This window comes from Vibrio sonorensis (genome assembly GCF_001854765.1).
GTDB classification, from domain to species: domain Bacteria; phylum Pseudomonadota; class Gammaproteobacteria; order Enterobacterales; family Vibrionaceae; genus Vibrio; species Vibrio sonorensis.
In genome coordinates, this window is record NZ_LJJE01000108.1 from 43,213 (window position 1) to 55,233 (window position 12,021).

The following is a 12,021-nucleotide window of genomic DNA, read 5'->3' on the forward strand; positions in this document are numbered from 1 at the left end:
CAACTCCTTATTGAATACATAGCCATATATTGTGGTGGCAAAACGACAATAATGTAGTTTGTTTTGCTGTTATGGCGAAATGAGTAACGGCAGCAAGGATAACACTGTGTCGTGGCTAGGAGTAGGGAAAGCGTACTCAAAAGCATTGGGGTTATCACAGTATCAACAAAGAGTTCTGTCACTATTTGCATACACTTTAGCCACGCACTGTAGTTTTATTAGCCTTACTGTTGATTTTTGTGTAATTAAATTACAGATTTTGATTGATGCGAGTCAAAAAACGAAATAAATGTGATTTGCGTCACCTTGAGGGTTGTAATATTTTTTCTTTGAGGTATAGTAGTTACCAACTTCGAGAGAAGAGAAAACGCTCAAAGGATGAGTCCGATTTATCGCCTCCAAGGAACTGAGAAATCAAACTAAGTGTTTTATTGATTTTAAAGGTGATAGTTATGAAAGGTTTACCAAGTGCAACGTTTTGGATTAACAGCTCTGTTTATACCAACAACTTTGCATACCCTACTAGCTTTGGTTACTAAGACTTAAAGCTTGTAACTCGAACAGTTTGTTCACCCCTATATATTGGAATTTTTTTACAACTCTGATTAGAGTTGACATGATTCAGCCGCCACTCAATTTGAGTGGCGTTTTTTTTTTGCATAAATATCCCTCCTCATTAATTTCAATCTTGATAAGTTTGTTATCTGCCGGTAATACGCTCGGTGTTATTCGCATAATTACATACAACTACCAGCAAAAAGTGGGTCAAATGCTTTGAAAGTTTGCGACACAGATTAAAAAAGTATCAATTAAACGTTTCGAAATGTTTTTCCCTTATTAGTTAATTTAACTGGATTTTTTGCGATGCTTGGCAAATTGTAATGGATTGCATAGGGCGATGAGTCGCATAAATCTCGATTACTCTGATCAATCTAAGTGGAATTTGCTATTTGATAACTTTATAATCCTCAGCCAATCGATTACGCAACCGTTTACTTTTTACCCTTATAGGATTCGATTATGTTCGAAAAGCTATTTAAGCTCAGTGAAAACGGCACGAACGTGAAAACTGAGATCATTGCTGGTGTTACCACATTTTTAACCATGGCTTACATCATTTTTGTAAACCCAGCAATTTTAAGCGATGCCGGAATGGATCGCGGTGCAGTGTTTGTAGCAACTTGTTTGGCTGCTGCAATTGGCTGTTTCATCATGGGCTTAGTGGCGAATTACCCGATTGCTCAGGCTCCGGGTATGGGTCTAAACGCCTTCTTTACTTACGCTGTTGTTCTTGGAATGGGGTATACATGGCAAGTGGCTCTGGCCGCGGTGTTTGTATCCGGTGTCCTGTTTGTTCTACTGAGCGTATTTAAGATCCGTGAGTGGATCATCAATTCAATCCCACTCTCTCTGCGCACTGGTATTTCTGCTGGTATTGGTCTTTTCCTAGCTCTGATTGGCCTTAAAAATGCGGGGATTGTTGTTGATTCTCCTGCAACGCTAGTGACTATGGGAGATATTACGTCTTTACCAGCAGTTCTGGCTGCGGTTGGCTTTTTCTTGACGATTGCGCTCGTTCATCGCGGCGTTAAGGGCGCAGTAATGATTGCCATCCTTGCAGTAACAGGTATTGGTCTACTGTTTGGTGATGTGCAATGGGGTGGTGTGATTTCTGCTCCACCAAGCCTAGCTCCGACTTTTATGCAGCTTGATTTCTCTGCAGTGTTTGAAGTAGGTATGATTTCTGTTGTTTTCGCTTTCCTATTTGTTGACCTTTTTGATACTGCAGGCACGCTGGTCGGTGTATCTCAAAAAGCGGGTTTAATGGAAAAAGATGGAACCATCCCACGCCTAAATCGCGCTCTTCTCGCTGACTCAACGGCCACATCTGTAGGTGCAGTACTGGGAACCTCAAGCACTACTTCTTACATTGAAAGTGTTTCGGGTGTTTCTGCTGGTGGTCGTACAGGTCTAACCGCAGTAGTGGTTGGTATTTTGTTCCTACTTGCACTATTCTTCTCGCCATTAGCTGGTATGATCCCAGCATACGCAACAGCGGGTGCACTGTTTTATGTTGCCATTCTTATGCTTTCTGGCTTGGTAAGCATTGATTGGCGTGACCTGACTGAAGCGGCGCCAGTAGTAGTAACTTGTTTACTGATGCCACTGACATTTTCTATTGCCGAAGGTATTACATTGGGCTTTATTGCTTATGCAGCTATCAAGTTGTTTAGTGGTAAGGGTCGTGAAGTATCAGCAAGCGTTTGGGTTATGTCGGCTATCTTCGTAGCGAAATACGTACTGGCTTAATCCATATTATTTTAGGGTCTGCCGTGTTAGTGATAACGAGGCAGGCCTTTAGCGTTACTTTAGGTCTATTATAATGAGCAATAAATTTGTGATTACTTGGGACAATATGCAGACATATTGTCGTCAACTTGCTGAAAAGCAGATGCCTGCTGAACAATGGAAAGGTATCTTGGGTGTCAGTCGTGGCGGTCTTGTACCTGCGGCTATTCTTGCTCGTGAACTGGGTATCCGTTACGTCGATACTATTTGTATCTCTAGCTACGACCACGACCACCAACGCGACATGAGTGTTTTGAAAGCGCCTGAGCACGACGGCGAAGGTTTTTTGATCGTTGATGATCTGGTAGACAGTGGTGATACTGCGCGTAAAATTCGTGAAATGTATCCTAAAGCAAAGCTGGTTACGGTATGTGCTAAGCCTGCTGGTGTTGATCTTGTTGATGAATACATTGTCGATATCCCTCAGGATACGTGGATTGAGCAACCATGGGATATGACGATTCAATACGCTGAACCGATTAATCGCAAGCAAAAGTAATCTTCGCTCATTTTATTGAAAATACATTGAATGACCCTTCCAAGGGTCATTTTTTTTATTAATATATACAGAGTATTCAATTTGATGGGGCGCTGAATGTCCGAGCCGCAAAGCAAGAACTTATCCGAAACCTTATTTGTAAAACACAAACAAGCAAAAGAAACCTCAGAACTGACCCAGTATTTACCCACCAGTCAAGAAGAACTGGAAGAGAAAAAAAAGCTAGAAGGCTACCGTTGGTATCGAAACCTTCGCCGCCTTCAATGGGTTTGGCAAGGCGTTGATCCCATTGAGCAGGAAGCCGTTTTAGCCAGTGTGGCCTCTTCTCCAAGCTCTCGCACGCATGACGAATGGCTTGATACCGTTATGGGGTATCGCAAGGGAAACTGGTGCTACGAGTGGACTAGACTCGGAATGGAGCACCAAAAACGTTCAAACACTTTAGAAGGTGAGCAAGCGGCAGATCAGCTGTTTAATGCTTCTCTTTGCTACAGCATTGCTGGTTATCCTCATTTAAAAAGTGACAACCTTGCCATTCAAGCTCAAGTGCTAGCAAATAGCGCCTATACGGAAGGCGCGAAGAAAACGGGTTACGTGGTTAAGCAGATAGAATTTCCTTATCAGAACCGCAAGATAACGGGATTTTTACATCTATCAAATACGGATGAGCCTCAACCAGTGGTCATTGTCAGTGCAGGGCTTGATAGCCTTCAAACCGATATGTGGGCACTGTTTCGAGACCATTTTGCCAAGCGCAATATTGCGATGTTGACCATTGATATGCCTTCGGTGGGGCATAGCTCTCACTGGACGCTATCCGAAGACTCTTCAGAACTTCATCAAGCGGTACTCAATCAACTTGATACTGTTCCTTGGGTTGATCACAATCGAGTTGGTTTAGTGGGTTTCCGCTTTGGCGGTAATGCGATGGTTCGTCTCTCATTCTTTGAGCAAGAGAAAATAAAAGCTTGTGTGACCTTGGGTGCCCCTATTCACGATGTTTTGTCGTCTCCTGCTAAGTTGAAAAAAATGCCGAAGATGTATCTAGATGTCTTGGCTAGTCGCTTGGGTAAAAACGCGGTAGATATTCACAGCCTTGCCACGCAAATGAGAGCCTGGTCTTTAAAGTCTCAGGGGATCCTCAGCAATCGCAAGACCAAAGTACCCATTCTCGCTATGAGTTTGGAGGGCGACCCTGTTTCACCTCACAGTGATAATCAGCTCGTAGCTCTTTTTAGTACAAATGGCAAGGCTAAGAAAATAAGTGCAAAAACAATTACACAAGGATATGAGCAATCCCTCGATTTAGCGATAAATTGGCTGGAAGATGAGCTAATTAGATGACAAATCTCGTATTTTAGTTAAGAGTGATAAAGAGGGTGCTAATTAAGCATCTGATAAATAAAAATAATTGTCATTCTTAACATTGAATATGGAGAGTCAATATGTCTGAGGTGACGAAAAAACCGACTCATTACCGCTTGGTATCGACATTTAAGGCCATCGGCCCTTATCTAAGAGAAAACCAAAGTGATGAGGAACGTTTTTTATTCGATTGCTTATCTGTTTGCGTGAACGATAAAAAGTCTCCTGAAGAACGGGAGTTTTGGGGGTGGTGGCTGGAACTGGTCAAAAAAGAAGACGGTTTCGAAGCCAGATATCACAAAGGTCGGTATGACTCAAAGGGGGAGTGGGTTACCGAAAAACTACCTAAAAAGTCAGTGCAAGAAGTCGGCCGGACTCAAGAGGTGTTTCACGAAAAGCTTGTCAAAGCGACTTCGGAGCAGTTTGGCTTAGAAGTTGTGTTACACCAAGAGTCTGCTGAGTTTGTTTAACTAGCTCAGCACGAACTGAAAGCGTAAATGCAGGATCTGCGGCCACCGCGGTTCTGCATTTTTTTACTGAAACTACACTGACATGATTTTGGGAAGGCTCCGTAGAAATGGGGGACTAGCTCCTCTGCCGTTGGAGTAAGTTAAAACTACGGGATCATCTGGTGTAAACGATGTAATCCTCTACAAACGGAGCTTTAAGCTGTATTAAAGCTTCAAAACGCGAAAAAGGTGCTTTTGGGCACCTTTTCTTCTTGTTAAAAGGCGTATTGATTGCTAAAACAGTAAGCCTAAATCGAATTTTATTTGCTATAGAGATCATGTCAGCGAATCAACAAAGTACAGTGCAATCTAACAAGCGCACCATAGTAGTAAAGCTTGGAACCAGTGTGTTAACCGGAGGGACGCTCGCCTTAGATCGCGCCCATATGGTTGAGTTGGTTCGTCAGTGTGCCGAGCTTAAAAAGCAAGGACACTCGGTGGTAATGGTATCGTCAGGCGCCATTGCCGCAGGTAGAGAGCACTTGGGTTACCCCGCATTGTCAAACTCTATGGCAAACAAACAGCTATTAGCGGCTGTTGGGCAGAGCAACTTATTCAAGTATGGGAATCTCTGTTTGCTATCTATGGCTTGAAAATAGGTCAAATGCTACTAACTCGTGCAGATTTGGAAGACAGAGAGCGTTTTCTCAATGCTCGCGACACCATACACGCCTTGGTTGAAAACGACATCATTCCAATTGTGAATGAGAACGACGCTGTTGCGACAAGCGAAATTAAAGTTGGCGACAACGACAACCTCTCAGCGCTGGTAGGCATTTTGTGCGGCGCAGATACACTTTTGCTTCTTACAGATCAAAAAGGTTTGTTTACTGCTGATCCTCGCAAAGATCCGAATGCTGAACTCATTAAGGAAGTGAAGACCATTGATGACACCTTGCGCAAGATCGCTGGTGGCAGTGGAACAACACTTGGCACAGGTGGAATGGCGACTAAGCTGCAAGCTGCCGACATTGCAAGACGAGCGGGAATCGAGGTTGTAATCGCTGCAGGTAGCGCTCCAAATGTGGTTTGTGACTCAGTGTCTGATGAGCCGCACGGAACGCGATTTTTACCTTGTGAAGAAGCTTTGGAAAATCGCAAACGTTGGATTCTCGCCGGACCTGCGGCGTCTGGAGATATTGTGATCGATTCAGGGGCAGCGAATGCGGTTGTCGGCAAAGGCAGTAGTCTACTTGCAAAAGGGGTGACTATTGTTCATGGATCATTTGCTCGCGGGGAAGTTGCTCGCGTGGTTGATACTAACGGTCATTTGATAGCGAAAGGTATTAGCAGTTACTCAAGCGAAGATCTAACTAAAATCCTTGGCAAACACAGTAAAGACATTCTAAATATCTTGGGATACGACTACGGCTCAGAAGTCATTCACCGTGACGATTTAGTTGTTATTCAGGAATAGTAAAGAGGGAGCAAGGTGGAATTAATTCAATTAGGTAAAGCGGCAAAATCAGCGGCTTTTGAACTGGCTACGGCGTCAACCGCGCAGAAAAACAGAGCACTGGCAATTATCGCGGATGAGTTAGAAGCGAATGCAGAAAAAATTCTCGCGGCCAATGAAAAAGACATCTCAGCAGGACGCGAAGCGGGATTAACAGAAGCACTTCTGGATCGACTGCTTTTGAATGAGCAGCGACTTGCTGGTATTGCTGGTGATGTAAGAAACGTCATCAGTCTCAATGATCCTGTTGGCAGCGAAATCGACAGCAAGGTTTTAGAAAATGGTATGTCACTCTCTCGTCGCCGTGTCCCTCTCGGTGTGGTTGGTGTGATTTATGAAGCTAGACCGAATGTGACGATTGATATTGCGGCGCTGTGCCTTAAAACCGGTAATGCGAGTATTCTTCGCGGTGGGAAAGAGACGTTTTATTCCAATATGGAGTTGGTCAAGGTGATTCAATCGGCACTGGAAAAAGCTGAGCTACCAGCAGCTTCGGTTCAGTATATAGAAAAACCTGACCGAGAGCTGGTTTCCCAACTTCTCAAGTTAGATGACTACGTGGATATGATCATCCTCGCGGCGGTGCTGGGTTACACAAAATGTGTAAAGAAAACAGCTCTATTCCAGTGATTATTGGCGGTTTTGGTATTAGCCATATTTTTGTTGATGAAAGTGCGGACTTGGCAAAGTCGGTAGACGTGGTTGAAAATTCAAAGGTACAAAGGCCATCGGCGTGTAACGCTTTAGATACCTTACTTGTGCACGATAAAGTTGCAGCAGAGTTTTTGCCAATGTTGGCTGACAAAATGGGTGAGCGCGTAGAATTTGTTGCCACTGAATCGGCCAAGCGATTTCTAGGCAAAGCGCCTTCGGTTCGCGACATTGCTGAAGGTGATTTCGACACCGAGTGGTTGAGCTATACCTTAAGCGTGAAAGTGGTCGCTGATGTCAAAGAAGCGATTGATCACATGCGCGATCACAACGCAAGCCACTCTGATGCCATTATGACCAATAATATCGAAAATGCGGAGCGCTTTATTAACTCTGCCGGTTCTGCCGCCGTGTACGTGAACGCTTCAACTCGATTTACGGATGGTGCTCAGTTTGGGTTAGGTGCGGAGGTGGCAGTTTCGACCCAGAAACTACACGCGCGTGGGCCTATGGGGCTAGAAGAGTTAACGAGCTACAAGTGGGTCGGTAAGGCAAATTACTTGCCGAGAGCCTAAAAATTGGTGATTAAACAGATAAAAAGGGGCGTTCACGTCCCTTTTTGTTTTTGTTAGTTACCTAATTCCGCTAAACTAGCTTCAATTATTTGGAGGTGATATGCATTGTCCTTTCTGTTCTGAAAACGATACCAAGGTAATCGATTCACGCCTAGTGGCGGATGGTCACCAAGTCCGCCGACGTCGTCAGTGTTTAGCTTGTAGCGAACGTTTTACTACGTTTGAAACCGCTGAGTTAGTGATGCCAAAAGTCATTAAATCCAATGGCAACCGCGAACCATTTAACGAAGACAAAATGGTGGGTGGAATACAACGAGCCTTGGAAAAACGCCCAGTAAGTGCTGACTCTATCGAACTGGCAATCAGCATGATTAAGTCTCAGTTGAGAGCGACGGGCGAAAGGGAAGTTCCCAGCGATATGATTGGCAACCTTGTAATGGCGCAGCTAAAAGAGTTAGACAAGGTTGCGTATATTCGATTCGCGTCTGTATATCGCAGCTTTGAAGACATTCGCGAGTTCGGAGAAGAAATCGCCAAACTAGAAGATTAACATCTATATGTCGGATCAATTTACTCCAAGCGATTATGTATGGATGTCGCGGGCTATAGCGTTAGCCGAAAATGGGCGTTTTACTACTGCCCCTAATCCAAATGTCGGTTGCGTAATTGTACGTGATGGCGAAATGGTCGGTGAGGGCTATCACTATCGCGCTGGCGAGCCTCACGCAGAAGTTCACGCTATGCGCATGGCTGGAGACAAGTGTCGCGGAGCGACTGCCTATGTCACTCTTGAACCTTGTTCCCATTACGGCCGCACTCCTCCTTGTTCTAAAGGCTTGATCGATGCAGGTATCCACCGCGTCGTTTGCTCTATGATAGACCCGCATTCCAAAGTCGCCGGTAAAGGCTTTGCCATGTTAAGAGAGGCGGGTGTTGAAGTCGCTGTCGGTATTATGGAGCAAGAAGCTCGCGCGTTAAACAAAGGCTTCATCAAGCGCATGGAAACGGGGCTGCCCTTTGTGCAGCTTAAAATGGGCGCTACCTTAGATGGACAGACCGCACTTGCCAACGGCCTCAGCCAGTGGATTACTGGATCGGAAGCTCGAAAAGATGTGCAGAGCTTTCGAGCACAAGCGGGTGGTATTTTATCTACTAGCCAGACCGTTATAGCGGACAACGCATCCCTTTCCGTTCGTTGGGACGAACTGCCCGATCACGTGCAAGCTTCGTATAAGCAAAAAGATCTACGACAACCTAAAAAAGTGATTCTGGATAGGCAAGGTCGATTAACATCCGATCTCAATCTATTTCGGACAGAGGGCGATGTGATAACGGTAGGCCCGCAAGGTGATGTCGAAGTCGGAGGAACTCAACAAGGCCTGGCGTTAAAAACGGCATTGAGTCAGTTAGCGAAAGAGCAAGAGATTAATCACCTTTGGGTAGAAGCTGGTGCGACATTAGCAGGGAGTCTTTTGAAAGAAAATCTCGTCGATGAAATCGTATTGTATATCGCCCCTAAGTTGATAGGTAGTGATGGACGAGGGCTATTCGCAAACCTTGGTTTAGAGAGATGTCCCAGCTTATTGAACTAGAGTTTAAAGACGTTAGAAAAATTGGTAATGACTTGAGAATCATTGCCACGCCAAAGCAAATAGGCAGTTAAGAAATCATGTTTACAGGAATTATCGAAGCTGTAGGAACAGTTACAGCGATCACCCCAAAAGGCGAAGACATCAGTGTCACTGTAGAAACGGGAAAGCTGGATATGGGGGATGTGAAACTCGGTGATAGCATAGCAACAAATGGCGTGTGCCTTACTGTTGTTGACTTTAGCGCACACCACTACACAGCCGATCTCTCATTAGAAACGTTAAATAAAACGGGTTTTGCTCATTACCAAGTTGGTGACAAAGTGAACCTTGAAAAAGCCATGTTGCCGACAACTCGCTTCGGTGGGCACATTGTCTCTGGCCACGTCGATGGCGTGGGGGAAGTGATAGAGCGCAATATGGTGGGCAGAGCGATAGAGTTTTGGGTTTCTATACCTAATGGCATAGCCAAGTATTTAGCAGAAAAAGGTTCGGTGACCGTTGACGGTATTAGCCTCACGGTTAATGCTCTTCGCAAAGAGGCATTTAAGCTGACGATCGTTCCCCACACGGGTGAAGAAACGACGATTGCAGATTTCCAAGTGGGCACAAAAGTAAATTTAGAAGTGGATGTAATGGCTCGCTATATGGAACGCTTATTACAGGTCAGAGAAGATTCAAGCCCGTCTTCATCTATTACGATGGAATTTTTACAACAGAATGGTTTTGCTTAAGCGCCATTGTTTGCACACAACAGGATACAACCATGTCAATTAGTACCCCACAAGAAATTATCGATGATATTCGCCAAGGTAAAATGGTCATCTTGATGGATGATGAAGATCGTGAAAACGAAGGTGATCTGATCATGGCGGCTGAAAGCATTACTCCAGAAGCCATCAATTTCATGGCGACTTATGGCCGCGGTTTGATCTGTTTGACTATGACTAAAGAGCGGTGTGAAAAATTGGGTTTACCGCCAATGGTGCAAGACAATAATGCTCAGTACACCACCAACTTTACGGTTTCCATTGAAGCGGCCGAAGGCGTGACGACGGGAATCTCGCTGCGGATCGCGCTCGAACGGTTCAAGCTGCGGTAGCCAAAGATGCAAAAGCCTCGGATCTTGTGCAGCCCGGTCATATATTCCCGCTTGCCGCTCAAGATGGTGGCGTGTTAACGCGAGCAGGGCACACAGAAGCTGGATGTGATTTAGCAAGACTGGCTGGTATGGAACCCGCATCGGTCATCGTAGAAATCCTAAATGACGATGGCACTATGGCTCGTCGTCCAGACCTCGAAGTGTTTGCACAGAAGCACGACATAAAGCTTGGTACGATTGCCGATCTTATTGAGTATCGCAACAACACGGAAACAACCATAGAACGCGTAGCTCAGTGTAAACTGCCAACTGAATATGGCGAGTTTGAACTGGTAACGTATCGCGACACCATAGACAATCAGATTCATTATGCGCTGAAAAAAGGTGAGGTGAGTACGTTAGCTCCCTTGGTTCGTGTGCATTTACAAGATACCTTTACCGATCTGCTTCGCAGCGATCGCAATGCAGAACGCAGTTGGACCTTAGACAAAGCAATGAAACGCATTGGTCAAGATGGCGGTGTTCTAGTGATCCTTGGCAACGAAGAAACGACGGATCTTCTCGTACATAGGGTCAAGATGTTTGAAGCACAAGATAACGGTCAAGCTCCAACATTGGCGAAAAAACAAGGTACTTCTCGACGAGTTGGTGTCGGTTCACAGATACTGTCAGACTTAGGCGTTACCGATATGCGCCTGCTCTCTTCGCCGAACAAAAAATATCACGCTTTAGGTGGATTTGGCCTAAATGTCGTTGAGTACGTATGCGAGTAAGTTGAACAAGATTAACACTTGTAAATAGGGTAGGGGCTGCTCAATATGAGCGCGTTTACCTATCTGTTTTAAGTCGCCTGATTTGGCTCAAATATTGTTAGATATTGCTCACAATTTTATGCTAGAATCCGGCGATTCTCACTTGATGAATATAGTAAAGGAAAGCTTATGAAAGTGATCGAGGGTGGCTTCCCAGCGCCAAATGCGAAAATTGCTATCGTTATTTCTCGTTTTAACAGCTTTATTAACGAAAGTCTTTTGTCTGGTGCAATCGATACTTTAAAGCGTCATGGACAAGTTAGTGAAGACAACATCACTGTTGTGCGTTGCCCAGGTGCAGTTGAACTGCCTCTTGTCGCTCAGCGCGTTGCAAAAACTGGTAAGTTTGATGCGATTGTCTCTCTAGGTACAGTTATTCGTGGCGGAACGCCGCACTTTGACTATGTTTGTAGTGAGTGTAACAAAGGTCTTGCTCAAGTTTCTCTGGAATATAGCCTTCCAGTAGCGTTTGGTGTACTGACTGTTGATACTATTGATCAAGCTATCGAGCGCGCAGGAACCAAGGCTGGTAATAAAGGTGCAGAGGCTGCACTAAGCGCACTTGAGATGATTAACGTTCTTTCTGAAATCGATTCCTAATGGGGGCCAGTGTGAAACCAGCCGCACGTCGTAATGCACGTCGCTTTGCTCTACAAGCGATCTATTCTTGGCAAATTACTAAAGAAAATGTTGCCACCATTGAAGAGCAGTTTTTGTCTGGTGACAAATACGATGAGGAGGAGCATCACGCTTCTGAACCTGCATTGTCCACTCCAGATACAGATGTAGCATATTTTCGTGACCTGTTAAGCGGCGTGGTTTTAAGCCACACTGAGCTGGACAGTAAGATTCGTCCATACACTTCTCGTCCTATGCAGGATTTAGATATGATGGAGTTAGCTTTGCTTCGTCTAGCGATGTACGAAATGACTCGTCGAGAAGATGTGCCTTTTAAAGTTGTAATTAATGAAGCTATCGAGCTAGCGAAAGTGTTCGCAGCAGAAGATAGCCATAAGTTCGTCAATGGTGTGTTGGATAAAGCCGCACCTCACGTTCGCAAAAAATAATCGACTTTAATCGATAAAGGTCAGCCCAAAGCTGGCCTTTTTTATTG

At 44.8% G+C, this 12,021-nt stretch carries 9 protein-coding genes and 4 pseudogenes; all 13 read left to right on the forward strand.

The features are described from left to right. Positions 1 to 452 precede the first annotated feature (452 nt). Positions 453 to 539 carry a small protein VcdP gene (gene vcdP, locus BLO31_RS25305; protein WP_483855406.1) on the forward strand — a complete coding sequence of 29 codons (87 nt, stop codon included), beginning with the start codon at positions 453 to 455 and terminating at the stop codon, positions 537 to 539. Between the two features lie 481 nt (positions 540 to 1,020). Beyond that, a complete protein-coding gene (locus tag BLO31_RS19530) occupies positions 1,021 to 2,310 on the forward strand; it encodes an NCS2 family permease (RefSeq protein WP_070970773.1) in 1,290 nt (429 codons plus the stop codon). Between the two features lie 73 nt (positions 2,311 to 2,383). Then, on the forward strand, positions 2,384 to 2,848 hold the full coding sequence (gene gpt, locus BLO31_RS19535; protein WP_070970776.1) for a xanthine phosphoribosyltransferase: 465 nt from the start codon (positions 2,384 to 2,386) through the stop codon (positions 2,846 to 2,848). Positions 2,849 to 2,944: 96 nt separating this feature from the next. Further along, entirely contained in the window at positions 2,945 to 4,192 is a 1,248-nt protein-coding gene (gene frsA / locus BLO31_RS19540; protein WP_070970779.1) for an esterase FrsA, read from the forward strand. Between the two features lie 101 nt (positions 4,193 to 4,293). Further along, positions 4,294 to 4,683: a sigma factor-binding protein Crl gene (gene crl / locus BLO31_RS19545; RefSeq protein WP_070970782.1), complete on the forward strand. Its 390-nt coding sequence runs from the start codon at positions 4,294 to 4,296 to the stop codon at positions 4,681 to 4,683. A gap of 317 nt (positions 4,684 to 5,000) precedes the next feature. Beyond that, positions 5,001 to 6,139: pseudogene (gene proB, locus BLO31_RS19550) on the forward strand (glutamate 5-kinase). Positions 6,140 to 6,154: 15 nt separating this feature from the next. Beyond that, a pseudogene (locus BLO31_RS19555) lies at positions 6,155 to 7,404 on the forward strand (glutamate-5-semialdehyde dehydrogenase). Between the two features lie 100 nt (positions 7,405 to 7,504). Further along, positions 7,505 to 7,954, forward strand: a complete 450-nt coding sequence (nrdR, locus tag BLO31_RS19560; protein WP_070970785.1) for a transcriptional regulator NrdR — start codon at positions 7,505 to 7,507, stop codon at positions 7,952 to 7,954. A 7-nt stretch (positions 7,955 to 7,961) separates the two neighbouring features. Next, a pseudogene (ribD, locus tag BLO31_RS19565) lies at positions 7,962 to 9,067 on the forward strand (bifunctional diaminohydroxyphosphoribosylaminopyrimidine deaminase/5-amino-6-(5-phosphoribosylamino)uracil reductase RibD). A gap of 6 nt (positions 9,068 to 9,073) precedes the next feature. After that, entirely contained in the window at positions 9,074 to 9,727 is a 654-nt protein-coding gene (locus BLO31_RS19570) for a riboflavin synthase (RefSeq protein WP_070970788.1), read from the forward strand. Positions 9,728 to 9,759: 32 nt separating this feature from the next. Next, positions 9,760 to 10,868: pseudogene (ribBA, locus tag BLO31_RS19575) on the forward strand (bifunctional 3,4-dihydroxy-2-butanone-4-phosphate synthase/GTP cyclohydrolase II). Positions 10,869 to 11,036: 168 nt separating this feature from the next. Continuing rightward, positions 11,037 to 11,507: a 6,7-dimethyl-8-ribityllumazine synthase gene (gene ribH, locus BLO31_RS19580; protein ID WP_004415274.1), complete on the forward strand. Its 471-nt coding sequence runs from the start codon at positions 11,037 to 11,039 to the stop codon at positions 11,505 to 11,507. After that, positions 11,507 to 11,974, forward strand: a complete 468-nt coding sequence (nusB, locus tag BLO31_RS19585; protein WP_070970791.1) for a transcription antitermination factor NusB — start codon at positions 11,507 to 11,509, stop codon at positions 11,972 to 11,974. Before ribH ends, nusB begins: the two co-directional genes overlap by 1 nt. Positions 11,975 to 12,021: the final 47 nt, after the last annotated feature.

Bases quoted from the DNA above. Each gene is read 5' to 3' on its own strand.
- gpt (WP_070970776.1), top strand. From the start codon at position 2,384: ATGAGCAATAAATTTGTGATTACTTGGGACAATATGCAGACATATTGT.
- nrdR (WP_070970785.1), top strand. From the start codon at position 7,505: ATGCATTGTCCTTTCTGTTCTGAAAACGATACCAAGGTAATCGATTCA.
- frsA (WP_070970779.1), top strand. From the start codon at position 2,945: ATGTCCGAGCCGCAAAGCAAGAACTTATCCGAAACCTTATTTGTAAAA.
- ribH (WP_004415274.1), top strand. From the start codon at position 11,037: ATGAAAGTGATCGAGGGTGGCTTCCCAGCGCCAAATGCGAAAATTGCT.
- BLO31_RS19570 (WP_070970788.1), top strand. From the start codon at position 9,074: ATGTTTACAGGAATTATCGAAGCTGTAGGAACAGTTACAGCGATCACC.
- crl (WP_070970782.1), top strand. From the start codon at position 4,294: ATGTCTGAGGTGACGAAAAAACCGACTCATTACCGCTTGGTATCGACA.
- BLO31_RS19530 (WP_070970773.1), top strand. From the start codon at position 1,021: ATGTTCGAAAAGCTATTTAAGCTCAGTGAAAACGGCACGAACGTGAAA.
- vcdP (WP_483855406.1), top strand. From the start codon at position 453: ATGAAAGGTTTACCAAGTGCAACGTTTTGGATTAACAGCTCTGTTTAT.
- nusB (WP_070970791.1), top strand. From the start codon at position 11,507: ATGGGGGCCAGTGTGAAACCAGCCGCACGTCGTAATGCACGTCGCTTT.